The sequence below is a fragment of the Actinoplanes sp. NPDC051861 genome (genome assembly GCF_040681145.1).
In the GTDB taxonomy this organism is placed as follows: Bacteria; Actinomycetota; Actinomycetes; order Mycobacteriales; family Micromonosporaceae; genus Actinoplanes.
Genome location: NZ_JBFAYE010000001.1, coordinates 907,403 through 928,739 on the forward strand (window position 1 = coordinate 907,403; position 21,337 = coordinate 928,739).

At 69.7% G+C, this 21,337-nt stretch carries 26 protein-coding genes; 19 read left to right on the forward strand and 7 right to left on the reverse strand.

The features are described 5' to 3' along the window. Nucleotides 1-197 precede the first annotated feature (197 nt). From AB0M02_RS04445 to AB0M02_RS04460, 4 genes are all read left to right on the forward strand, one after another. Nucleotides 198-428 (forward strand): hypothetical protein, encoded by a 231-nt coding sequence (locus tag AB0M02_RS04445; RefSeq protein WP_364221261.1) that lies wholly within the window; start codon nucleotides 198-200, stop codon nucleotides 426-428. 65 nt (nucleotides 429-493) lie between these two features. Next, a complete protein-coding gene (gene ffh / locus AB0M02_RS04450; protein WP_364221264.1) occupies nucleotides 494-2,041 on the forward strand; it encodes a signal recognition particle protein in 1,548 nt (515 codons plus the stop codon). Between the two features lie 65 nt (nucleotides 2,042-2,106). Continuing rightward, nucleotides 2,107-2,721 carry a Uma2 family endonuclease gene (locus AB0M02_RS04455; RefSeq protein ID WP_364221267.1) on the forward strand — a complete coding sequence of 205 codons (615 nt, stop codon included), beginning with the start codon at nucleotides 2,107-2,109 and terminating at the stop codon, nucleotides 2,719-2,721. Nucleotides 2,722-2,746: 25 nt separating this feature from the next. Continuing rightward, complete coding sequence (locus AB0M02_RS04460; protein ID WP_364221270.1) at nucleotides 2,747-3,823, forward strand: amidohydrolase family protein; 1,077 nt, start codon at nucleotides 2,747-2,749, stop codon at nucleotides 3,821-3,823. Here the strand turns inward: AB0M02_RS04460 and AB0M02_RS04465 are convergent, their stop codons facing one another. The 3 genes from AB0M02_RS04465 to AB0M02_RS04475 are packed head-to-tail and all read right to left on the reverse strand — an operon-like array spanning nucleotide 3,824 to nucleotide 6,994. Then, nucleotides 3,824-5,083 carry a PQQ-binding-like beta-propeller repeat protein gene (locus tag AB0M02_RS04465; protein WP_364221273.1) on the reverse strand — a complete coding sequence of 420 codons (1,260 nt, stop codon included), beginning with the start codon at nucleotides 5,081-5,083 and terminating at the stop codon, nucleotides 3,824-3,826. Next, nucleotides 5,083-6,519, reverse strand: coding sequence for a PQQ-binding-like beta-propeller repeat protein (locus AB0M02_RS04470; protein ID WP_364221276.1), 1,437 nt, complete (start codon nucleotides 6,517-6,519; stop codon nucleotides 5,083-5,085). Before AB0M02_RS04470 ends, AB0M02_RS04465 begins: the two co-directional genes overlap by 1 nt. Next, nucleotides 6,509-6,994: a SigE family RNA polymerase sigma factor gene (locus tag AB0M02_RS04475; protein ID WP_364221279.1), complete on the reverse strand. Its 486-nt coding sequence runs from the start codon at nucleotides 6,992-6,994 to the stop codon at nucleotides 6,509-6,511. Before AB0M02_RS04475 ends, AB0M02_RS04470 begins: the two co-directional genes overlap by 11 nt. Before the next feature lie 83 nt (nucleotides 6,995-7,077). Here AB0M02_RS04475 and proS point away from each other — a divergent pair, with 83 nt between their 5' ends. From proS to AB0M02_RS04540, 13 genes are all read left to right on the forward strand, one after another. Then, nucleotides 7,078-8,484 (forward strand): proline--tRNA ligase, encoded by a 1,407-nt coding sequence (gene proS / locus AB0M02_RS04480; RefSeq protein WP_364221282.1) that lies wholly within the window; start codon nucleotides 7,078-7,080, stop codon nucleotides 8,482-8,484. Next, nucleotides 8,481-9,140: a DUF402 domain-containing protein gene (locus tag AB0M02_RS04485; protein WP_364222549.1), complete on the forward strand. Its 660-nt coding sequence runs from the start codon at nucleotides 8,481-8,483 to the stop codon at nucleotides 9,138-9,140. The genes proS and AB0M02_RS04485 overlap by 4 nt, the downstream gene beginning before the upstream one ends. A gap of 306 nt (nucleotides 9,141-9,446) precedes the next feature. Beyond that, on the forward strand, nucleotides 9,447-9,953 hold the full coding sequence (gene rpsP / locus AB0M02_RS04490; RefSeq protein ID WP_364221285.1) for a 30S ribosomal protein S16: 507 nt from the start codon (nucleotides 9,447-9,449) through the stop codon (nucleotides 9,951-9,953). Next, complete coding sequence (locus AB0M02_RS04495; protein WP_014447131.1) at nucleotides 9,931-10,188, forward strand: RNA-binding protein; 258 nt, start codon at nucleotides 9,931-9,933, stop codon at nucleotides 10,186-10,188. Before rpsP ends, AB0M02_RS04495 begins: the two co-directional genes overlap by 23 nt. A gap of 46 nt (nucleotides 10,189-10,234) precedes the next feature. Next, nucleotides 10,235-10,801 carry a ribosome maturation factor RimM gene (gene rimM, locus AB0M02_RS04500; RefSeq protein WP_364222552.1) on the forward strand — a complete coding sequence of 189 codons (567 nt, stop codon included), beginning with the start codon at nucleotides 10,235-10,237 and terminating at the stop codon, nucleotides 10,799-10,801. Continuing rightward, nucleotides 10,801-11,565 carry a tRNA (guanosine(37)-N1)-methyltransferase TrmD gene (trmD, locus tag AB0M02_RS04505; protein WP_364221288.1) on the forward strand — a complete coding sequence of 255 codons (765 nt, stop codon included), beginning with the start codon at nucleotides 10,801-10,803 and terminating at the stop codon, nucleotides 11,563-11,565. The genes rimM and trmD overlap by 1 nt, the downstream gene beginning before the upstream one ends. A gap of 121 nt (nucleotides 11,566-11,686) precedes the next feature. Then, nucleotides 11,687-12,043 carry a 50S ribosomal protein L19 gene (rplS, locus tag AB0M02_RS04510; protein WP_364221291.1) on the forward strand — a complete coding sequence of 119 codons (357 nt, stop codon included), beginning with the start codon at nucleotides 11,687-11,689 and terminating at the stop codon, nucleotides 12,041-12,043. A gap of 186 nt (nucleotides 12,044-12,229) precedes the next feature. Beyond that, nucleotides 12,230-13,108, forward strand: a complete 879-nt coding sequence (lepB, locus tag AB0M02_RS04515) for a signal peptidase I (RefSeq protein ID WP_364221294.1) — start codon at nucleotides 12,230-12,232, stop codon at nucleotides 13,106-13,108. Beyond that, the gene (gene lepB, locus AB0M02_RS04520) at nucleotides 13,105-13,767 is read left to right on the forward strand and encodes a signal peptidase I (RefSeq protein ID WP_364221297.1); all 663 of its coding nucleotides are present in this window, start codon (nucleotides 13,105-13,107) and stop codon (nucleotides 13,765-13,767) included. Before lepB (AB0M02_RS04515) ends, lepB (AB0M02_RS04520) begins: the two co-directional genes overlap by 4 nt. 10 nt (nucleotides 13,768-13,777) lie before the next feature. After that, entirely contained in the window at nucleotides 13,778-14,227 is a 450-nt protein-coding gene (locus AB0M02_RS04525; protein ID WP_364221300.1) for an NUDIX domain-containing protein, read from the forward strand. After that, a complete protein-coding gene (locus tag AB0M02_RS04530; RefSeq protein ID WP_364221303.1) occupies nucleotides 14,228-15,073 on the forward strand; it encodes a ribonuclease HII in 846 nt (281 codons plus the stop codon). Next, nucleotides 15,070-15,393 carry a DUF2469 domain-containing protein gene (locus AB0M02_RS04535; RefSeq protein ID WP_014447123.1) on the forward strand — a complete coding sequence of 108 codons (324 nt, stop codon included), beginning with the start codon at nucleotides 15,070-15,072 and terminating at the stop codon, nucleotides 15,391-15,393. Before AB0M02_RS04530 ends, AB0M02_RS04535 begins: the two co-directional genes overlap by 4 nt. A gap of 66 nt (nucleotides 15,394-15,459) precedes the next feature. Beyond that, nucleotides 15,460-15,915 carry a M23 family metallopeptidase gene (locus AB0M02_RS04540; protein ID WP_364221307.1) on the forward strand — a complete coding sequence of 152 codons (456 nt, stop codon included), beginning with the start codon at nucleotides 15,460-15,462 and terminating at the stop codon, nucleotides 15,913-15,915. Here AB0M02_RS04540 and AB0M02_RS04545 read toward each other — a convergent pair. After that, a complete protein-coding gene (locus AB0M02_RS04545; protein WP_364221310.1) occupies nucleotides 15,893-17,083 on the reverse strand; it encodes an aminotransferase class V-fold PLP-dependent enzyme in 1,191 nt (396 codons plus the stop codon). The genes AB0M02_RS04540 and AB0M02_RS04545 overlap by 23 nt on opposite strands. Nucleotides 17,084-17,101: 18 nt before the next feature. Then, entirely contained in the window at nucleotides 17,102-18,064 is a 963-nt protein-coding gene (locus AB0M02_RS04550) for a tyrosine recombinase XerC (protein ID WP_364221313.1), read from the reverse strand. Nucleotides 18,065-18,087: 23 nt separating this feature from the next. Here AB0M02_RS04550 and AB0M02_RS04555 point away from each other — a divergent pair, with 23 nt between their 5' ends. Beyond that, entirely contained in the window at nucleotides 18,088-18,549 is a 462-nt protein-coding gene (locus AB0M02_RS04555) for a pyridoxamine 5'-phosphate oxidase family protein (protein ID WP_364221316.1), read from the forward strand. A 295-nt stretch (nucleotides 18,550-18,844) separates the two neighbouring features. Here AB0M02_RS04555 and AB0M02_RS04560 read toward each other — a convergent pair whose 3' ends face one another. Further along, nucleotides 18,845-19,249 (reverse strand): winged helix-turn-helix domain-containing protein, encoded by a 405-nt coding sequence (locus AB0M02_RS04560; protein ID WP_364221319.1) that lies wholly within the window; start codon nucleotides 19,247-19,249, stop codon nucleotides 18,845-18,847. Between the two features lie 195 nt (nucleotides 19,250-19,444). Continuing rightward, a complete protein-coding gene (locus AB0M02_RS04565) occupies nucleotides 19,445-19,609 on the reverse strand; it encodes a hypothetical protein (protein WP_364221322.1) in 165 nt (54 codons plus the stop codon). A gap of 865 nt (nucleotides 19,610-20,474) precedes the next feature. Between AB0M02_RS04565 and AB0M02_RS04570 the strand changes: the two genes are divergently transcribed. Beyond that, nucleotides 20,475-20,660 carry an AlpA family phage regulatory protein gene (locus AB0M02_RS04570; RefSeq protein ID WP_052164533.1) on the forward strand — a complete coding sequence of 62 codons (186 nt, stop codon included), beginning with the start codon at nucleotides 20,475-20,477 and terminating at the stop codon, nucleotides 20,658-20,660. Nucleotides 20,661-21,337 lie beyond the last annotated feature (677 nt).

Genomic DNA, 21,337 nt, shown 5'->3' on the forward strand with positions numbered 1-21,337 from the left:
CGGCTGATACGGAAGTTGCGGTCTATATCAGGAGTTGCACCCTTTAACTGCGGTATACGCCCTTTATTGATGGCTTGGGGAGTTTCCTGGAATCGCCACCCCTAGGGGAACGGATCAGGGGCACGGCCGATGCGGCACCTTGCGCGGTACCTGCATGGTGGAAAGCGGCGACGACGCTACGACGGCGGGAGGCCGCGATGGGCAAGGCAATCGCATACCTGGTGGGACTGCTCGCGGGCGTGATCGTGGTGGGCTGGGTGGTCAGCTCGCTGATCGGGCCGTTCCTCTTCTACCTGATCGTGGGCGCGATCGCGGTGGCCGGCGGGCTGTACCTGTACGGCAAGGTCAAGCAGTCGATCGCCCCCGGGACGCGGGCCCAGCGGCGGATCGAGGCGGCGGCGAAGACGTACCGCATGCGGAACAGGTGAGGTTCGGGCGGGGCGGCTAGGCTTGCGAGCGACGCCAACACATTCGACCACCGGGAAGTCACACCGTGTTTGACACCTTGAGCGACCGCCTCTCCGGGATCTTCACCAAGCTCCGCGGCAAGGGTCGGCTCACTGATGCCGACATCGACGCCACCGCGCGCGAGATCCGCCTCGCGCTGCTGGAGGCGGACGTGGCGCTGCCCGTGGTCAAGTCGTTCATCACCAGCCTCAAGGAGCGGGCGCGCGGCGCCGAGGTCTCCCAGGCGCTCAATCCCGCGCAGCAGATCATCAAGATCGTCCACGAAGAGCTGATCAACGTGCTCGGTGGCGAGGGGCGGCGGCTGCAGTTCGCCAAGCAGCCGCCCACCGTCATCATGCTGGCCGGTCTCCAGGGTTCCGGTAAGACGACGCTGGCCGGCAAGCTGTCCCGCTGGCTCAAGGGCCAGGGCCACCAGCCGCTGCTCGTCGCGTGTGACCTCCAGCGGCCGAACGCGGTCAACCAGCTGCAGGTGCTCGGCGGGCGGGCGGGTGTGGACGTCTACGCTCCGCAGCCCGGCAACGGCGTCGGCGACCCGGTGCAGGTGGCGAAGGACTCCATCGAGCACGCTCGGCGTACGGCGAAGGACATCGTCATCGTCGACACCGCCGGCCGCCTCGGCATCGACACCGAGATGATGCAGCAGGCCGCCGACATCCGCGCCGCGGTCGACCCGGACGAGGTCATCTTCGTCATCGACGCGATGGTCGGCCAGGACGCGGTGCAGACCGCCGAGGCGTTCCGCGACGGCGTCGGCATCACCGGCGTGGTCCTCTCCAAGCTCGACGGCGACGCGCGCGGTGGCGCGGCGCTCTCCGTGCGGCAGGTCACCGGCCAGCCGATCCTGTTCGCCTCCACCGGTGAGAAGCTCGAGGACTTCGACGTCTTCCACCCGGACCGGATGGCCAGCCGGATCCTCGGCATGGGCGACGTGCTGACCCTCATCGAGCAGGCCGAGCAGGCCTTCGACGAGGATCAGAAGGAGAAGATGACCAGCAAGCTGCTCGGTGGCGAGCAGTTCACGCTGGAGGACTTCCTGGACCAGCTCATCGCGGTGCGCCGGATGGGCCCGATCGCCAACATCCTCGGCATGATGCCCGGGATGAACCAGCTGAAGGGTCAGCTCGACGAGCTGGACGACAGCCACTTCGACCGGGTCACCGCGATCATCCGATCGATGACCCCGCAGGAGCGCACCACCCCGAAAATCATCAACGCCTCCCGCCGAGTCCGCATCGCGAACGGCTCCGGCGTCACGGTCATGGACGTCAACCAGCTGCTCAACCGCTTCGCCGACGCGCAGAAGATGATGAAGCAGATGTCCGGGATGATGGGCCTGCCGGGTGGCCGCCGCAGCGCCACGAAGAGCTCGAAGAACAAGCGCAAGGGTGCGAAGGGCAGCAACCGCCCCCGCGTCGGAGGCCGCCCGCCGGCGGGCTTCCCGGGCGGCATGCCGCAGCTGCCGCCGGGGATGGACCCGAGCGCACTCGGCGGTGGGCAGGGGCTGCCGCCGGGCTTCAAGCTGCCGAAGCTGGACTTCAACAAGCTCAGCAAGCCGAAGGATGACCAGCGCTAAGTTGGCATAGAGCATCTGGACTGGTGCCTAGTATGGTGGAAGGCGAATCCGTTGAGGAGGAGCCGATGACCGCTGCGCCGCACCTGAACGAGTTGGACTTGATCGAGCATCTGCTGGGGCGAGACGACCTGACCGTCGACGACATCGCGGACCTTCCCGAGGATCTCCGTTACGAGTTGATCGACGGAAGGCTCGTCTTGTCTCCCCTCGCCCTGCCCATCCATCAATTCATCGCCTTGAACATCGCTATGGCAGCCATGGAGCACTGCCCGGACGACGTTCTGGTCAATCCGGAACAGGCCGTTCTGCTGGACCGGCGCAACGAGTTGCGCCCGGACGTGGTCCTCATCCACGAGGAAGGTGCGGGTAAGTCCCCGGTGCGACCGGGTGACGTGCCGCTCGTGGTGGAGGTCGCCTCGGAGTCCACGAAGAAGTTCGATCGAACCGGCAAGCTCAAGAAATACGCCTATGTCGGTATTCGTAACTACTGGATCGTCGATCCGCTGGCCGAGCGCGTGACTCTCACGCAGTTCGTGCTCGGTCCCGGCGGTGCCTACCAGCAGGTGCGATCCACCAGCGAGGTCGTCACTGTCGACCAGCCGTGGCAGATCACCCTGGACCTGCCGGCGTGGACACGGCGGCGGGACCGGATCCGTGCCGTGGCCCGGCAGGACGACTGAGCCGATGATCCGGTAGGACTGTCTCATGGCTCTGCATGTGCGTGGGACGGTTCTGCCGGACGGTGTGGTTCGGGATCTGTGGCTGGTGGGGGACCGGGTCACGTTCGAGCCGGTCACCGGCGCGGAGACGATCAGTGACGGCGGGTGGGTCGTGCCGGGGCTCGTGGACGCGCACTGTCACCTGGGTATCGCGCCCGGTGCGAGGCCGATCGAGAGCCTTGACCAGGCCCGTGAGCTGGCCGTGGTGGATCGGGACGCGGGGGTTCTGGCGCTGCGGGACGCCGGCTCGCCGTACCCGTACCCCGAACTTGATGACGAACCGGGCATGCCCCGCCTCGCCCGCGCGGGGCGGCACGTGGCCGCGCCCCGCCGCTATCTGCGTGACATCGGTGTGGAGGTGGCGGCGGGTGAGGTTGCCGCCGCCGTGACAGCGCAGGCCAAGGCGGGCACCGGCTGGGTGAAGCTGGTCGGCGACTGGATCGACCGGGAGGTGGGCGACCTCGCGCCGAGCTGGGACGCGGCGACGATGGCCGTGGCGGTGGAGGCCGCACACGCCGCCGGTGCGCGCGCCGCGGTGCACACGTTCTCCGAGGAGGGCGTGGAGATCATGGTGCGGGCCGGGGTGGACTCGGTTGAGCACGGCACGGGGCTGTCGCTCGACCTGATCGACGAGATGGCCCGGCGGGGCACGGCGCTGGTGCCCACGATGATCAACATCCGGACGTTCGGGAAAATCGCCGAGCAGGCGCGGGAGAGGTTCGCGGGGTACGCGGACCACATGATCGCCATGCGCGACCGGTTCCCGTCGGTGGTGCTGGCTGCTCACGAGGCCGGCGTGCCGATCTATGTGGGCACCGACGCGGGCGGCGGGATCTCGCACGGGCTGGCCGCCGACGAGATGCTCGCGCTGCACGAGGCCGGCATCCCGGCGGCCGATGTGCTGGCCGCCGCGTCGTGGAAGGCGCGGGAGTGGCTGGGCTTCGGCGGGCTGGTCGAGGGCGGCCTCGCGGACCTGGTGGTCTACGACGCCGACCCGCGCGTGGATCTGCGAGTGGTGAAGGCGCCCCGCAGGATCGTCCTGCGGGGCGGGGTCTTCAAGTGATCAGCGGGTGAACTTCCAGATCTTCAGTTCGGTCCCGTCGCGGCAGGCGAGGACCTGATCCGACCACGAACAGTCGGGCTCCACCGGCGGGAGTGTGCCGATCGTGGTCGCCCGTCCGTCCTCGGCCGCGACCGCCACGATGTCGACCCTCCCCTGCCCGCCGACGCCGACCAGGGCCAGCAGGTTGTCGTCGTCGATCCAGCCGATGTCGGTCTGCGACTCGTTCTCGTAGAGGACCTCGCCGTCGGACGTGTACAGAGCCTGGCCGACTATCGCGCGCACGGCGATCCGGTCGGCGCGGAAGGTCCCGAACAGGTGCATGTCCGCCCGCGGTGAGCGCCAGGCCTCGGTGCCGTCCGGCCGTTTCGCGATCATCGTCCCGCCGGAGACGACACAGATGAGTTCGGCGCCGCACGGGAACAGACCGGGGTGCGTGCCCGTGAAGAAGTTCCGGGTCTTCCCGGTGGCCGGGTCCGCGGCGAGGATCTCCTTGGTGTTGCCCAGGTAGGCCGTGCCCTGGTAACCGATCAGCGTGGTGGAGTTGCCGGGCCGGAACCCGCCCGGCGCGTCGCCGACGAGCTTGCCGGTGGCCATGTCCCGCAACAGCACCCGGCCCGTGGCGGTGAGCTGCACCAGCTGCCCGTCGCTGATCCGGATCTCGCGGCGGGCGCCGGGTTCGGGCGAGTACTCGTCGCCGGTCCGCATGCCCGTCTGCTTGACCGGCCTGTCACCGCCCGGCGGCGGGACCGTCCAGAGCTTGCGGCCGGTCGCCAGGTCGTACCCCTCGGTCACCCCGCCGTCCACCACGTCCGCCACCACCGAGTCGCTGACCACGGCGTTGTGCCCCGTGGTCGGCAGTGCCCAGCGCAGGTCGCCGGTCGCCGGGTCCCGTACCTCGATCCGGGAGCGGAGCCCGACCAGCAGCGCGCCGTGGAACACCATCGGCCCGACGTTGACGTCGAACGTCGACACCGGGCCCATGTCCCACGCGGTGGCACCGGTGGTGGCGTCCACGGCGATCATCTTGAACGGCTCGTACCAGGCCCCGGACGCCGTGAAGATCCGCCCGCCGGCGACGGCGCTGGTGCTGACCAGCTTGTCGGCGGTCGGGCCGAACAGGGTGATCGGGCTGCCCACGGGCGTCAGGCCGGTGACCCGGTCACCGGCCTGCTCGACCGGCGGCCGGTCCGCCCGCTGGGAGCAGCCGGCGAGCGCCAGCACGGCGGCGCCCACGCTGAGAATCCTGCGAAGTTTGCTCATCATCGTCCTCTGGTGAAGCGCCAGATGCGGAGTTCGGAGGCGCCCTCGCCGGGGCTGACCGGGCAGGCCAGGTACTCGTCGGTCCAGGTGCAGTTGCCGCCGCGTGGAGGTGTTTCGCCGATCCGGATCCGGCTGCCGTCGGTGGCCGAGACCGCGGACAGGACCACGCCGGACTCCGCCTGCTCCTGCCACAGCACGTTCTCGTCGTCGACGAACCGGCCGTCGCCGGGGCCGGCGATCAGGGCGCGGCCGTCCTGGTCGTGGAGCGCGGTCTGCCCGGCGTCGCCGACGAGCACCCGGCCGCCGCGCGACTGGGTGACCGCGGTGAACTGGGTGGGCAGCGACGCGGTCCACAGCTCGGCCTGACGAGCGGTGTCCACGGCGACGACACCGCTGGGCTCCTGGCGGCCGACACAGATGCGGCCGGTGCCGCACGGCAGGACGGTACGGGCACCGCTCTCCACGGTCGGCTCGTACACCAGCCGTGGCGTGCCGGACTCGCCGGTCAGGTCGGTAATCTTGATCTGGTAGCGGCCGGTCTCCTCGTCCCGGTATCCGGCGATGAGCTGCCCGTCGTACGCCACCGGGCTCTGCGCCCCCGGCGCCCCCGCCGGCAGCTCGATCCGCGTCGCGCCGGTACCCATGTCCCGCACCCGCACCCGCCCGTCCTTGCCGATCTGGACGAACCCGTCGTCGCTGATCGTCAGCGGCGGCCCGTAGTAGGCCTCGACCCGGTCGTAGGCGCCGGTCTGCATCCCCAGGATCGTGGTGGTCCGGCCCGCGCCGTCGGACGTCCGCCACAGCCGCGTGCCCTTGGCCAGGTCGTACGCCGAGGTGAGCCCGGTCTTCGTGCCGTGCGTGACGAGGATGCCGTCGCCGATCACCATCCGGATGCTGTCGTCGTAGCCGAGGCTCAGCCCGCCCGCACCGTTGGCCGGTTTCAGAAACTTGAGGCTCGTCCCGGCGGAGTGCGGGTCGACGACCAGCAGGCTGCCGTCCGCCATGATCGGCCCGCCGTAGTCGTAGAACGGATGGAACGGGCCCGCCGCCCAGGCGAGCTTGCCGGTGGCCGCGTCAACGGCGACCACCCGGTTCTCGCCGTTCCTCAGCTCCGAGACGCCGTAGATCCGGTCGCCGTACGACACCGTCGTTCTCCAGGTGCTGCCCTCGCCGCCGAACACGATCGGCCGGCCGACCGGTTCCAGTCCGCGGATCCGGTTCACCGGCCCGGCCGGGAGCGTCTTCTCCTGCTGCCCGTACCGCATCACCGTGCCGACGCCGGTGACCAGCACCAGGACGGCCGCGGCAGCGGCCAGGATCGCGCGGTTCCGGTTGCGCTGCCGCCCGCGTTCCCGGGCGGTCGCGGCCGGGCCCAGCGGGACGGCGTCGGCGTCCGAGCGCATCGCCGTGAACAGCTCATCGAGGTCAACCGGCACGGCGCACTCCTTCCCGAGGGGTGATCACAGCGGCGAGGGTGGTGCGGCCGCGGGACAGCCAGGACTTGACGGTGCCCTGCGAGGCGCCGGTCTCCGCCGCGATCTCGGCGATCGACCGGTCGAGCAGGTAGTGCAGGGCGAGCGCCCGGCGCTGCGCGTCCGGCAGCTCACGCATCGCCTGGACCAGCAGGACGGTGTTCTCCGAGGGCGGCGGCACGGGCACCGGAGGCCGTTCCCGTGCCGCGTGGTCGCGCCGGACGAACAGCCGCCGCCAGCGATCGGTGGACAACCTGTTGACGACCAGGCGCAGCCACGCCTCCGGGTCCTCGTAACCGGACACCCGGCGCCATCGTTGCCAGGCGCGCGCGTACGCCTCCTGGACCAGGTCCTGTGCCTCGGCCGGATCACCGGTCAGTCCGTACGCGTACCGCAACAGCCTCCGGGAGGTGTCCCGGTAGAAGCCATCGAAGTCCATCCGTCACCCCGTCCTTCTCCGCAGAGGGACACGGGACGCCCACCCGGCAGGTTGCACGACGGCCGAGACTAGGATGTCGTCCCATGGCTCGTGTGCTCACTCCCCGTGCGGAGGACTTCCCCCGCTGGTACCAGGACCTCATCGCCAAGGCGCAGCTCGCCGACAACGGCCCGGTGCGCGGCACGATGGTGATCCGGCCGGTCGGCTACGCCATCTGGGAGCGCATGCAGGGCGACATGGACGCCCGCATCAAGGAGCAGGGCGTCCAGAACGCGTACTTCCCGCTGTTCATCCCGGAGAACTATCTGCGCCGCGAGGCCGACCACGTGGAGGGCTTCTCGCCGGAGCTGGCCGTGGTCACCCACGCCGGTGGCAAGGAGCTCGCCGAGCCGCTGGTGGTCCGGCCGACCAGCGAGACGGTGATCGGCGAGTTCATGGCCAAGTGGGTCGACTCGTACCGTGATCTGCCCCTGCTGCTCAACCAGTGGGCCAACGTGGTCCGGTGGGAGCTGCGGCCGCGGACGTTCCTGCGGACCACCGAGTTCCTCTGGCAGGAGGGCCACACCGCGCACGCCACCGAGGCCGACGCGCGGGAGCACGCCCGGGACATCCACAAGAACGTCTACCAGTCGTTCATGGAGGATCTGCTGGCCATCCCGGTGGTTCCGGGCCGCAAGACGCGGGGTGAGCGGTTCGCCGGCGCCACCAACACGATGACCGTCGAGGCCATGATGGGCGACGGCAAGGCGCTGCAGATGGGCACGTCGCACGAGCTCGGGCAGAACTTCGCGAAGGCGTTCGACATCACGTACTCGTCGGCCGACCGCACGGTCGAGCATGCCTGGACCACCTCGTGGGGCACGTCGACCCGGATGCTCGGCGGTCTGATCATGGTGCACGGTGACGACAACGGCCTGCGGCTTCCGCCCCGGCTGGCGCCGGTGCAGGTTCAGATCATGGTGGTCAAGGCGGGCGACGGCGTCACGGAAGCGGCGATCAAGCTGCGCGACGATCTCAAAACCGCAGGTGTACGCGTAAAGCTCGACGATCGTGCGGACATCCCCTTCGGCCGCCGCGCGGTCGACGCGGAGCTGCAGGGCATCCCGATCCGCATCGAGGTGGGTCCCCGCGACCTGGCCACCGGCAACGTCGTCGTGGCACGGCGGGTCGACGGCTCGAAGACCCCGATCGCGCTGGCCGAGGTGGCCGCGATGGTGCAGGCCTCGCTCAAGGCCGACCAGCAGCGCCTCTTCGACGACGCCCTGGCGTTCCGCGAGGAGCGCACGGTCGACGTGAAGACCCTCGGTGAGGCGATCGAGGCGTCGCAGACCGGCTGGGCCCGGGTGCCGTGGTCGGCGGTCGGCGAGGAGGGCGAGAAGGAGGCCAACGGCAAGGCCGTCACGGTCCGCTGCCTGACCCGCCCGGACGGTTCGATGCCGGAGTCCGACGAGGAGCCGGAGCTGATCGCCTACCTGGGCCGGTCGTACTGAGCGGGCCGTTCACGCCCGGCCGGGCGGTTCTCTACCGGAACTTCTCGGCCGGCCGGCTGGTCAACGTCCGCCCCTGCCGGGTGGTCTCCGACGACGAGCGCGGGCTGCTGCTCTGGCTGGCCGCGCACTCGCCGACGATCATCGAGGTGGCGGCGGACGGCCGTGGTGTGCGTGACATGCCGTTCGCCGAGTGGGTGACCCTGGACCACGAACTGGTGCCCTCCTCCTGGAGCGGCCCCGGCATCCTCAAGTTCATCCCGCCCGGCAGCGATCACTCGGTCTGGTTCTTCCGCACCCCGGACGGCGTCTTCAAGAACTGGTACGTCAACCTCGAGGAGCACGCGGTCCGCTGGGACGACGGCAGCATCGCCGGCGTCGACGTGGTCGACCAGGACCTCGACATCGAGGTGATGCCGGACCGCTCCTGGCGCTGGAAGGACGAGGACGAGTTCGCCGAGCGCCTCGCCCTCCCGTCGCACTACTGGGTGGCGGACGAGGCCGCAGTGTGGGCCGAGGGCCGCCGTGTCGTCAAACACATCGAGGCCGGCGACTTCCCCTTCGACGGCACCTGGACCGACTTCCACCCCGACCCCGCCTGGCCCGTGCCTGCCGAGGTCCCCGCGGGCTGGGACCGCCCGCGTGCGGTCCGGTTTTGATCTTCCCCACGCACGCAGAATGAAGGGCCAGGGCCACCGAAGGTGGGCCCCGGCCCGGCCTCGGCGGGAGCGACGGTCAGCACCACCCACTCAGGCACGACATGAAGCCCTTGATCTTGATTTTGGGTGTGGCCAGGCCCGATTGGGAGACGCCCTCGTTCATCTGGCAGAATGGCGTCTGGTATCCGGCATGCGTGAGGCGCCCTCTAACCCCTCGTCGCACAAGCCAGTCCACGAGTCATCGGTCCCGCAACCCCACGTGGGCTCCGTTCGACTCAACCACGCTTTTATCGGGAGCTAATCACCGTGGCCGTAAAGATCCGGCTTCTGCGGATGGGCAAGATCCGCAACCCGCAGTACCGCATCGTCGTCGCCGACTCGCGCACCAAGCGTGACGGCCGCGCCATCGAGTACGTCGGCATCTACCAGCCGAAGGAACACCCCTCGGTCATCGAGGTGAAGTCCGACCGGATTCAGTACTGGCTCTCCGTCGGCGCCCAGCCGAGCGAGCCCGTGCAGCGCATCCTCGAGAAGACCGGCGACTGGCAGAAGTTCAAGGGCCAGCCGGCCCCGGCGCCGCTGCTCGTCGCGCCGAGCAAGCAGAACAAGACCGAGGTGTACGAGGCGGAGGCCAAGGCGGCCGCCGGTCTCGCCGACACCAAGCCGGCCACCACGCCGAAGAAGGGCGCGAAGGCCGAGAAGCCCGCCGAGGCCAAGGCCGAGTCGAAGCCCGCCGAGCCGGCCGAGCCGAACCGCGAGGCCGTCGCCGAGACCGCTGAGGACCCGGCCGGTGCCGGCGCCGACGCGAGCTGACGGGGCGCTCCGGCCCGCGCTGGAGCACCTCGTCAAGGGCATCGTCGACAACCCGGACGACGTCCGGGTCCGGCTGGTCGACTCGCGCCGTGGCAAGCGGCTCGAGGTCCGCGTGCACCCGGAGGACCTGGGAACGGTCATCGGGCGCGGCGGGCGGACGGCCAAGGCCCTGCGTCAGGTGATCGGTTCGATCGGCGGGCGTGGCATCCGCGTCGACATCGTCGACGCCTACTGACAAGCTTCCTAAACGGCTTCGCCGTACTGCAAAGGGAGTTTGAGTGCTGCTCGTCGTCGGCCAGATCGGTAAACCGCACGGGATCCGGGGCGAGGTCTCGGTGATCGTGCGGACCGACGAGCCCGAGGAACGCTTCACGTCCGGGTCGGTGTTCGTCACGGAGGTCCCCAGGGACCGCCGTGTGAACGTCGGCCCGGCGGCTGCGGCTGCCCCGGGCGTTCGTTTCGAAGTTCCCCAGCGGCTCGTCCTCGAGTCGATCCGCTGGCATCAGGGCCGAGGGATCGCGGTCTTCGAGGGCATCTCCGACCGCAATGTCGCCGAGGCACTGCGTGGCGTCTTCCTCCAGGTGGACAGCGCCGACCTGGCGCCGCCGGAGGACCCCGAGGAGTTCCACGACCACCAGCTGGTGGGCCTGCGAGTGGTCGCCGTCGACGGGGCGGAACTCGGGACCGTGCAGCGCATCGACCACGCGCCGTCCTCGGACCTGATCGTGCTCGCCAAGGCGGGCGGGGGCACGGCTCTCATCCCGTTCGTGACGGCGATCGTGCCGACCGTGGACCTGGCCGGCGGCCGGATCGTGGTCGACCTGCCCGAAGGACTGCTGGACCTCTAGTGCGTGTCGATATTGTCACGATTTTTCCGGATTACTTCGGGCCGCTCGACCTGTCACTGATCGGCAAGGCCCGGACTTCCGGGCTTTTGCATCTTTCCGTGCACGATCTGCGCACTTGGACCAACGACGTCCATCGGACCGTGGACGACAGTCCCTATGGCGGAGGCCCGGGGATGGTCATGCGCCCCGAACCGTGGGGGCAGGCCCTGGACGCCGTCGCCTCGCCGGACGCCACCCTGATCGTGCCCTCGCCGGTCGGCAAGCCCTTCACTCAGGCCGACGCGCACGAGCTGGCCGAGCTGAACCACCTGATCTTCGCGTGCGGCCGGTACGAGGGCATCGACCAGCGGGTGATCGACGACGCCGCGTCCCGGATGCCGGTCCGCGAGGTCTCCCTCGGCGACTACGTGCTGTTCGGCGGCGAGGTCGCGGTCATCGTGATCCTGGAGGCGGTCACCCGGCTGCTGCCCGGTGTGCTGGGCAACGCCGACTCACTCACCGAGGAGTCGCACGCGGCCGGTCTGCTGGAGGCCCCGGTCTACACGAAACCGGCCACCTGGCGCGACCGCGAGGTCCCGGAGGTGCTCCGCTCCGGCGACCACGGCCGGATCGCCCGCTGGCGGCGCGATCAGAGCATGCTGCGGACCGCCGGCCGGCGTCCGGACATGTGGGCCGCCTATCCGCCGGAGAACCTCGACAAGAAGGACCGGAAGGCGCTGGCCGAGGCCGGATTACAGATCCCCCCTCCTCGTGTGGCAGAGTAGGGAGGTTGCCGTCTCGCCCCACGCCGTGGGTCGGGACGAGGACCCTCTTCAATTACGGAGGGTCAGAATCACCCACCGCGCACCGAACTCCCGGTGCGCCTAGCACGACGAGGATGCAGCGATGAACACGCTGGACGCTCTCGACGCCCAGTCGCAGCGCACCGACACTCCCAACTTCCGCGCCGGTGACACCGTCAAGGTGCACGCCCGGGTCGTCGAAGGTAACCGGTCTCGTGTCCAGGTCTTCCAGGGCGTCGTGATCGCTCGCCACGGTGCCGGCCTGCGAGAGACCTTCAAGGTCCGGAAGATCAGCTTCGGCGTCGGTGTCGAGCGGACCTACCCGATCAACAGCCCGGCGCTCGACCGGATCGAGGTCGTCACCCGCGGTGACGTGCGTCGCGCCAAGCTCTACTACCTGCGTGAGCTCCGCGGCAAGAAGGCCAAGATCAAGGAGCTGCGGGAGAAGCAGACCGTCTGACCGAAAACTGGTGCGGCACAAACAGGCGCGGGCGAACTACGCTTGCGCCTGTGTGCCGGACGGTTCGAGGTGAACCATTTCAGTCCTACCGCTCGTAACTTCCCCTAGCCGGGAAACTCGGGCGGTAGTGCTGTATCCGGGGGCGGTTCGGCCGGCGGACGGCGGGAGATGCGAAGCGTGGAACCGATGGAAGGCTATGGCCCGGCTTCTCGGCGGCGTCGGGGGGTCCTTCGACGCAAGGAGATGCCGCTCTGGCAGGAGCTGCCGCTCCTGCTGATCGTCGCCTTCTGCCTGGCGGTCCTGATCCGGACCTTCCTGGTGCAGGCGTTCTACATCCCCTCCGGGTCGATGCAGAGCACGCTGGAGATCCAGGACCGGGTTCTGGTCAACAAGGTCGTCTACGACATGCGCGACCCGCTGCGCGGCGAGATCGTGGTCTTCCGCGGCACCGACGACTGGGCCCCCGAGGTCACCGAGCCGGTCAGCAACGCGTTCCTGGCGAAGCTCGGCCGGACCGTCGGCGACCTGGTGGGCGTCAGCCGTCCCGGTGAGCGCGACTTCATCAAACGGGTGATCGGCCTTCCGGGTGACAAGGTCGCCTGCTGCGACGAGCAGGGCCGGATCACCGTCAACGGGGTCGGCATCGACGAGGCGTACATCGCTGAGGGTTTCAACTCCGACCTCAACCAGCCGCCGATCGCCGGGCAGTGCACCAGTCGCCGCTTCAACGAGCTGACGGTGCCGGCGGGTCAGATGTTCGTGATGGGCGACCACCGGTCGGTCTCGCAGGACGCCCGCTGCCAGGGTCCGGTGCCGATCGAGAACATCATCGGGCGGGCATTCGTGGTCGTCTGGCCGAGCGACAGGTTCACCAGCCTGGACGTGCCCGACGTGTGGAAGCGGTTCGAAGAGGAACATCCGACTGCGGCCGGCGTACGCGCTGCTCCGCAGCCGAAAGAGGCGCCCGTCGTCGCCGCGGACATTTTCCCGCTCTTGCTCACCGTGGTTTTATCCGCGCGTTCCGGCATGTCGTTCGTGACTCGACGACGTAGGCTCCGAGCGTGATTGACGAGCAGACCGAAAAGCGCCGGGGGTCGTTCTGGCGCGAGCTTCCGATCCTGCTGGGCGTCGCGATCCTGGTCGCTGTTCTGGTTCGCGCCTTCGTCCTGCAGACCTTCTACATCCCGTCCCCCTCGATGGAACACACCCTCAACGTGTGGGACCGGGTGCTGGTCAACAAGCTCGTCTACGACTTCCGGGAGCCCCGCCGGGGCGAGATCGTGGTCTTCAAGGCGCCCACCGACTGGCAGTCCGGCGCCGAGGGTGAGGACTTCATCAAGCGGGTCATCGGCACCCCCGGCGACAACGTGGTCTGCTGCGACGAACAGCAGCGTCTGAAGATCAACGGCCAGTCGCTCGACGAGCCGTACATCTACACCGACGCGGACGGCACCCGGAACCAGGTGGCCGACCAGGAGTTCAACATCACCGTCCCGCCGGGCCGGCTCTGGGTCATGGGTGATCACCGGGAGGCCTCCGGCGACTCCCTGGAGCACTACGAGCAGAGCACCGCCACCGACGAGGCCGGCAAGATCGACGATGCGACGATCACGATCGACTCGGTCGTCGGGCGGGCGTTCACCGTCTTCTGGCCGGCGAGCCGGGCGACCTGGCTGTCGGTGCCGGAGGGGTATGACGCGATCCCCGATGCCGCGGGTAAGTAGCCTTGTTTCCGTGACCGTGATTGACCGCCGCGCCGGCCGCGTGCTTCTCGTCGACCTGGCGGGCCGGGTGCTCCTGCTGCACGGGGGCGATCCGGCTCGGCCCGGCACGCGCTGGTGGTTCACCGCCGGCGGCGGCCTGGACGACGGCGAGACCGTGCCGGAGGCGGCGGCCCGCGAGCTGTTCGAGGAGACCGGCCTGCGGGTGCCGCCGGAGGAGCTGGGCGAGCCGGTGTTCAGCGAGGTCGCCGAATTCGAGTACGACGGTCGGCAATACCGGCAGAGTCAGGACTTCTTCCTGCTGCGCGTGGCGGACTGGCAGGTCGACACGGCCGGGATGGACGCCGAGGAACAGCTCACGATCTTCGAGCACCGCTGGTGGTCGGCCGCCGAGATCGAGGCGAGCGACGAGTTGATCTTTCCGGCCGACCTGGCCGATCTGCTGCGGCGGGTGACGGTCTAGATGCTGGCCCCACCCCGCACCGTCGTCCGTCGCGAAGCCGGGCTCTACGCGCTGGAGCAGGCCCTGCAGCGCCGCGGTTTCCGCAACGTGGCCGGCGCCGACGAGGCCGGCCGTGGTGCCTGCGCCGGTCCGCTGGTGGCCGCCGCGGCGATCCTGCCCGAGGGCAAGCGCGGCGAGGTCCCCGGACTGGCCGACTCCAAGCTGCTCACCGCCGCCGCACGGGAGCGCGTCTACGACGAGGTCGTCGCCCGCGCGCTCGCCTGGTCCGTGATGATCATTCCGCCGACCGAGGTCGACTCGCGCGGCCTGCACGTGTGCAACCTCGCCGCGATGCGCCGCGCGCTCGCCTCGCTCACCGTCCGGCCGGACTACGTGCTCACCGACGGCTTCCCGGTCGACGGCCTCGGGGTGCCCGGCCTCGCGGTGTGGAAGGGCGACCGGGTCGCGGCCTGCGTGGCGGCGGCCAGCGTTCTGGCGAAAGTCACCCGGGACCGCCTCATGGTGGAACTCGACTCCAAATACCCGCACTATGGGTTCGCGGTGCACAAGGGTTACATCACCGACGAGCACAGCACCGCGCTGACCCGGCACGGGCCCTGCGCGGAACACCGTTTCTCGTACGTCAATGTCGCGGCCGCCTCCGGACGCGGCAACCGGCCGCCGCGGGCACGCCGTCCCGCGGACCCGGCGGTGGTCGTGGCGCCGTCGCTTTTCGACGTGACCGTTACGGAGCCGCTGCTGCTTCCGGAGGCCGCTGAGGGTACCGTCGGCGTGGCGTCGGGCGAGCAGCCTCAGCCGTCGCCGTCGGTGGGGGAAGATGAGGCCATGGAGGGCGAGACACGATGAGCGCAGAGGATCTCGAGAAGTACGAGACCGAGATGGAGCTGCAGCTCTACCGGGAGTACCGCGACATCGTCCGCCAGTTCTCCTACGTGGTGGAGACCGAGCGCCGGTTCTACCTGGCCAACCAGGTGGACCTGCACGTGCGCAACTCCGACGGCGAGGTGTATTTCGAGGTCGAGATGCACGACGCCTGGGTCTGGGACATGTACAGGCCGGCCCGCTTCGTGAAGAACGTGCGGGTGATGACGTTCAAGGACGTGAACGTCGAGGAGCTGGAGAAGCCCGACATCTCCCTACCGGACGACGCGGGCTTCGGCGGGTAATCCACAGTTCGCGGCCGTCCACAGGGCCGGCCGCGTCCGGGTGCCGTTCCGGGCAGGGTGGTCGGCATGCTCTCCGTGCTGCTCTCAGCTCTTCTCACGTTCTCGGCCGCGCCGGTCTTCCCGGTCGCCCCGCTGTGGGTGGTCCGGCCGTTCTCACCACCACCCGCGCCGTGGCTGGCGGGCCATCGCGGTGTCGATCTCGCCGCGCGTCCCGGTGCGGTCGTCCGTGCGGCCGGACCCGGGACGGTGGTCTTCGCGGGAGTCCTCGCCGGGCGGGGCGTGGTGAGCGTGGCTCACCGGGGCGGTCTGCGGACCACCTATGAGCCGGTCACCCCGTCGGTTGCGGCGGGGGACACGGTCGCGGCGGGAGGGCCGCTGGGCGCGGTGTCGGCGGGGCATCCGGGGTGCACGGTGGAGGCCTGTCTGCACTGGGGCCTGCGGCGCGGGTCCTCCTACCTCGACCCGCTCGCGCTGCTGGGCCGCGTCCGCCTGCTGCCGCTCAGCGGTTCTGGAGCTCGCTGAGCAGCGCGGGCAGGTGCTCGGCCAGGTGGTGGTATTCCTCCGGCCGGTTGTAGACCTGGGCGCTCAGCCGCAGCCATCCGCGACCACCCCACGCGTTCACCGCGGTCTCCACAGCCAGCTTGTCGGAGAGCCGCACGCGGAGAGCCTGCGCCTCGGGCATGGTGGTGGCGACGCCGGCGGGCAGCGGGACCACGCGCATCGAGACCCCCGGTCCGCCGGGGTGCGGCAGGTCGGAGGGCGCGAGGCCGAGGGCCTCACCGACAACCCTTTGACCGTACGCGGCAAGCGCCTCATTGTGCCCGCGGACGTTGTCCAGTCCGAGCGTGCGCAACGTGAAGATCCCGGCCGGGGCCGCGAGCCACGTCGTGTAATCGATCGTCCCCATGAACTCAACCGACAGCGGAAAGCCCTGCTCCTGCTCCCAGGACACGACGAGCGGGTCGATCCGCCGTCGCCAGGCGGGCGCGACGTGCAGAAGCGCGGTGCCACGCGGGGCCCAGCCCCACTTGTGCAGGTTGCCGACCCAGAAGTCGGCGCCGATCGCGGCCACGTCCACGGGGAGCATGCCGGGGACGTGCGCGGCGTCGACCAGGACCGGGATGTCGAGGGAGCGGGCGGTGGCGACGATTTTGCGTACCGGGAAGAGCATCGCGGTGGCGGAGGCGAGCTGGTCGACGACGAGCAGCCTGGTCCGGCCCGGGCGCAGTGCCGCGCGGATCCTTGCGACCACCTCGGCGGGCGGTGCGCCGATCGGCACGGCCACGGTGCGGGCACTCGCCCCGGTGCGGCGGCACTGGCGGCGGACGGCCATGGCGACAGCGCCGTACGCGTGGTCGGTCAGCAGCACCTCGTCGCTCGACCCGGGCCGCACCGACTGCAGGATCAGCGAGACGGCGGCGGTGGTGTTCTGCACGAGCGCGCTGCCGTCCGGGTCGGCGCCCAGGAACATCGCGAGGTGCCGTCGGGTGTGGACGATGCGGTCCATCAGCCCGAGGCCGTAAAAGCGCAGCGGGTTCGACTCGACCTCGTCGCGCAGGCGCTGCTGGGCCCGCTGCACGCCGATCGGCAGAGCGCCGAAGGAGCCATGGTTCAGATAGGACACCGCCGGGTCCAGGCTGAACAGGAGCCGGGCGCCGGGGATGGACCGGGGCGGATCTTCGGCGCTCATGCTGTGGATCGTACGTGCTCAGGCCCGCGGGTGTGCCTGTTTGAACGCCGCCCGGAGGCGCTCGGTGGAGACATGGGTGTAGATCTGGGTGCTCGACAGTGAGCTGTGTCCCAGGAGCTCCTGGACGGCTCGCAGATCGGCGCCGCCGTCGAGCAGATGCGTGGCGGCGGAGTGGCGCAGGTCGTGCGGGCTGGTGTGCGGCAGACCGGCGGCCTGAGCGGCGCGGGCGACGACGCGGCGGACGACGGTGGGCTGGAGGCGGCCGCCCTTGGAGCCGAGGAAGAGGGCGTCCTTGCTGTACCTGGTGGTCAGCTGGGGGCGGGCCGCGCGCAGGTAGTCGGCGAGGGCTTCGCGGGCCGGGTTGCCGTACGGGACGGCTCGTTCCTTGGCGCCCTTTCCCATCACGCGGATGACCTGACGGGCGTGGTCTATGTCGGACCGGTTGAGGTTGCAGAGCTCGCTTACGCGTACCCCTGTGGCGTAAAGCATCTCCAGAACGGCCCGGTCCCGGATCGCAGTGGTCTCCTCCGGGTTTGCCGCCGTCGTTCCTGTCACGAGATCGGCGGCCTGATCGGTGCGCAACACCGGGGGGAGACTCCGATGAGCCCGCGGACTAGCCAGCTGGGCACCCGGGTCGGTGGGCGCGCGGCCGGTGCGATGCGCCCAGCCGGTGAACGCGCGGACCGCCGCCGCCCGCCTGGCCTGGGAGGTCCGCGCCGCGCCGCCGCTCATCCGCGCCGCCAGCCAGCCCCTCAGGACCGTGATGTCCAGATCTGCGGGATTGGTCCTTCCTTCACGCGCGGCGTAGTCCAGCAGTGAGACGACGTCCCCCAGATACGCCCGAACGGTGTGCTCCGACCGGCCGTCCACAACCGCCAGATGACGGCCGAACTCGTCCACCGCCTCCCGGAGCGCAAGCGGCAGTTCCTGGTGAAGTTCCCGGATCCGCATCGTCCCCCGTTTCTCGCGTGTTTCTGTCATACCCCGGTTCTAGGGTCGTCGTCATGGCACGTTGGGAAGAGATCGAGAACGAGGCGCCCGAGTTCGCGGCGCGGGTGCGGTCGCTGTTCGAGGCCGGCACCAACAAGACCATCGCCACCCTGCGCAAGGACGGCTCGCCGCGGATCAGCGCGATCGAGGCGCAGTTCGAGGACGGCGAGATCACCTTCGGCATGATGCAGGATTCTCTCAAGCTGCGCGACCTCCGCCGCGACCCGCGGCTGGCCATGCACTGCCCAACCCTGGAACCGCCGAAGGAGAACCCGGAGTCCGGCCCCGGCGACGCCAAACTCGCCGGCCTGGCCGTCGAGGTCCCCGCACCGCCGGACACCCCACACGTGGGCGCTGGCTTCTTCCGCGTCGACATCAGGGAGGTGGCCCTGACCTACGTCGGCACCCCCGCCGACCACCTGGTCATCGAGTCCTGGCACACCGAGACCGGTTACCGCCGAAAAACCCGAGCCTGACCCAGTTCACTCCCGCCCACGCCCGTGTCGGCCCGTGCCCACGTCCGTGCCGCGCGCCGTCCGTGCCCGTGCCGCGCGCCGTCCGTGCCTGCGCCGCCCCTGCCTGCGCCGTCCGTGCCTGCTCCAGCCTGCGGCGGCTCTCGTCCGAGCCTGTCTGCTCCTGCTCTTTGCCCGTGCTCGTTACCGCCTCAGCCCGTGCCGTGCGGTGCTTGCTGGTTTCGCGGCGTCCTTCCCGATCCGCTCGCGTGGCAGCGTTTCGCTGTTTCCGGCGTTGCTGTGCCGTGGACCGTCCTCGTCAGGGGCGGCTGAGCTGGACGCGGTCGGCAGGGTGGACCGTCTCGGTTCCGTCCTGGGCGGTGACGACCAGCATGGGCACACCTTCGCCCAGGCGGTACTTCCGCCGCTCCGCATCGGTGGGCATGCGAGCGCCGACATGCGCGCCGCGGGCGAGGGTGATCACCTCGACCGGCTCCGGTACCCGGACGAACGTGCCGCGCGGCCGGTCCACAGTGACCAGACCCTCGCTGCGCAGCTGCCCGATCGCCTGCCGAACCGTGGTCCGACTGATGCCGTAGTCGTCCGCCAGCCGCAACTCACTCGGCAACGGATCCCCGGGCGCCAACTCCCCGGACTCGATCTGCCGCCGCAACAAGTCCGCCAGCTGGCGAAAGACCGCGCGGTCCGCGGAGTGATCGATCATGGCGGCCATTCTAACGGTGCCACAGTCCTCCATCATGTTGTACCTACAGCCCAACATAACTACACTAGGCCTTGTCGCACTGAGAAGGCCGAGCTTGATCGGGCGACAGGGCGGGCGACGGTCCAGGCCAGGGTCGGCAGCAATGCCACACCAAGGCCAGGCCGTCGCCCGTTCCCACACGGCCCCGTGGTTCCGTCAGCCTTTCGCGCCTCCCGTCCGAGCCCACTCGAGAAACCGCTCGTAAAGGTCGTCGCGCGCCGTGCCCTGCGCCCGCAGATCATCGAGCGCGTCATACATCTGCGCCGACAGATAGATCTGCAGCAGAGACGGAAACGCCCGATACTCCACAAGCAGGCTCACCTTGGCGTCCTCACACGGCCAGGCTTCCCCGCAAACCCGGCAACTCCACTGAGGACGAAGGTTCAAATGCTCACCACGCCTGATCGCTGTCACGTCTTCCCCCGGGCACCCCTCACGTCGTCTTCCCTCAGCGCTCTCACGTCGTCTTCCCCTCGGCGCCCTCATGTCGCTCGTCCCTCGGCGCCCTCACGTCGCTTTGCCCTCGGCGCCCTTACGTCGTCTTCCCCTCGGCGCCCTCACATTGCCGTTTTGACCTCGGCTGCTCCTCTCATCGACTGCCGCTTGATCGTTTGGCCGGTCTTCGGTTCGTCCTGCTCCCCGGCGGTGACTTGCTGCCGGCCGCGAGATCGGCGAGCTGACCGCGACAGCTCGGTAGGCGAGGTCCGTGCGAGCCAGGTCCTCGCCGGGTCGGAGGCTGCGGCGAGGGATAGCCGGCTCCGTGCGCGGTAGGCGGTATTCGACGGCAGCGTCGACCGCGCGGGGTCGGCCGTGATGCCTGAGCGGGCCGGCGGCCTCAGGTTGGCGGGTGTGCTGACGGGTGTTCTCAGCGGATGCGGGTGAACGGGCCGAATTGGCATGCATGGTGGCGGCCGGTCCGAAGTGGGCTGTGGAGGGAAGGGCGGCGGCGTCGGGGGGAGGCGGCGGTCTATGCACGGAGCCCGAAGGCCGCAGATGCATCGACGCCACACGGTTCGCCAATCGCGGCGGTGCCTGGGCGAATGGGGTACGGGAGGGATTGACGCGTGACTTCTAGGCATGGGTCCACCATAATTGCTCGGAGACTAGATGTCTCCTATCAAGTTGATGTGGGGCTAATAGTCTCACGCCTACGGTCGATCATGTGGGAGTGAAGCCGATCCGACTCATGGGCGCGCACGAGATCCGCATTCGTCTGGGCGGAGTCAGCCGGCAGCGGGCCTACCAGATCACGAGCCGGGCCGACTTCCCGAAGCCGGTCGCTGACCTGGCTCAAGGGAAGGTCTGGCTGACGGAAGACGTCGAGGCGTGGATGAAGGTCCACCGCCGTGACCTGGACGAGTCCGAGGACTGACGTAAGCGATCGCACCGTTCCGACGGTGCGGCCGCCACGACCGGCCCGAGGGGCCGGACCACCACCGAGAGGTGGGGCCCGGCCACCGACGAGCCGGCTAACACCATGCCCACCGGCAGCACCAGCGACGACTCCAGCCGAGGGTCGAGCACCGCGCCTGTCCCCCGTCCGGGTGTGCCCGCCCCTTTGGCCAGGCCGAGATCCGCGAGCCGATCACCGCAGTAGGCCCGATGGGAACGCGCTGCCTGATCGTCACCGATCCACAGACAGTCGCTGCTGCGGTCCTGCTGACTGGGCGGGATGGCGGCCGTGTCCGTCCTGGTTGGGCGGGGCGGTTGCCTGTGCCGTCCTGGCTGGGCGGTTGTCGCTGCCTTCCGCACGGTGCCGAGCGGCCGCCGTGGCCTCCTGACTGTGCCGGGCGGCTGTCGGCCGTCCTCGCCGTCCTCGCAGTGCGACGTGGCCGCGGCGGCCGTCTCGGCGGCCCCGAGGCGGCTGGTTGGCCGTCTCGGCGGTGTGGGCGGTGGTGAGCCGTGTCGGCGGTGCGGGGCGGCTGGTTGGCCGTCCCGCAGTGCGATGTGGTCGCGGCGGCCGTCTCGGCGGCCCCGAGGCGGCTGGTTGGCCGTCTCGGCGGTGTGGGCGGTGGTGAGCCGTGTCGGCGGTGCGGGGCGGCTGGTTGG

What these genes read in the sequence shown, in the direction of transcription:
- AB0M02_RS04445 (WP_364221261.1), top strand. Translation starts at nt 198, where the DNA reads ATGGGCAAGGCAATCGCATACCTGGTGGGACTGCTCGCGGGCGTGATC.
- AB0M02_RS04455 (WP_364221267.1), top strand. Translation starts at nt 2,107, where the DNA reads ATGACCGCTGCGCCGCACCTGAACGAGTTGGACTTGATCGAGCATCTG.
- AB0M02_RS04460 (WP_364221270.1), top strand. Translation starts at nt 2,747, where the DNA reads ATGGCTCTGCATGTGCGTGGGACGGTTCTGCCGGACGGTGTGGTTCGG.
- AB0M02_RS04465 (WP_364221273.1), bottom strand. Translation starts at nt 5,083, where the DNA reads ATGAGCAAACTTCGCAGGATTCTCAGCGTGGGCGCCGCCGTGCTGGCG.
- AB0M02_RS04475 (WP_364221279.1), bottom strand. Translation starts at nt 6,994, where the DNA reads ATGGACTTCGATGGCTTCTACCGGGACACCTCCCGGAGGCTGTTGCGG.
- proS (WP_364221282.1), top strand. Translation starts at nt 7,078, where the DNA reads ATGGCTCGTGTGCTCACTCCCCGTGCGGAGGACTTCCCCCGCTGGTAC.
- rplS (WP_364221291.1), top strand. Translation starts at nt 11,687, where the DNA reads ATGAACACGCTGGACGCTCTCGACGCCCAGTCGCAGCGCACCGACACT.
- lepB (WP_364221294.1), top strand. Translation starts at nt 12,230, where the DNA reads ATGGAAGGCTATGGCCCGGCTTCTCGGCGGCGTCGGGGGGTCCTTCGA.
- AB0M02_RS04530 (WP_364221303.1), top strand. Translation starts at nt 14,228, where the DNA reads ATGCTGGCCCCACCCCGCACCGTCGTCCGTCGCGAAGCCGGGCTCTAC.
- AB0M02_RS04535 (WP_014447123.1), top strand. Translation starts at nt 15,070, where the DNA reads ATGAGCGCAGAGGATCTCGAGAAGTACGAGACCGAGATGGAGCTGCAG.
- AB0M02_RS04540 (WP_364221307.1), top strand. Translation starts at nt 15,460, where the DNA reads ATGCTCTCCGTGCTGCTCTCAGCTCTTCTCACGTTCTCGGCCGCGCCG.
- AB0M02_RS04545 (WP_364221310.1), bottom strand. Translation starts at nt 17,083, where the DNA reads ATGAGCGCCGAAGATCCGCCCCGGTCCATCCCCGGCGCCCGGCTCCTG.
- AB0M02_RS04550 (WP_364221313.1), bottom strand. Translation starts at nt 18,064, where the DNA reads ATGACAGAAACACGCGAGAAACGGGGGACGATGCGGATCCGGGAACTT.
- AB0M02_RS04555 (WP_364221316.1), top strand. Translation starts at nt 18,088, where the DNA reads ATGGCACGTTGGGAAGAGATCGAGAACGAGGCGCCCGAGTTCGCGGCG.
- AB0M02_RS04560 (WP_364221319.1), bottom strand. Translation starts at nt 19,249, where the DNA reads ATGATCGATCACTCCGCGGACCGCGCGGTCTTTCGCCAGCTGGCGGAC.
- AB0M02_RS04570 (WP_052164533.1), top strand. Translation starts at nt 20,475, where the DNA reads ATGGGCGCGCACGAGATCCGCATTCGTCTGGGCGGAGTCAGCCGGCAG.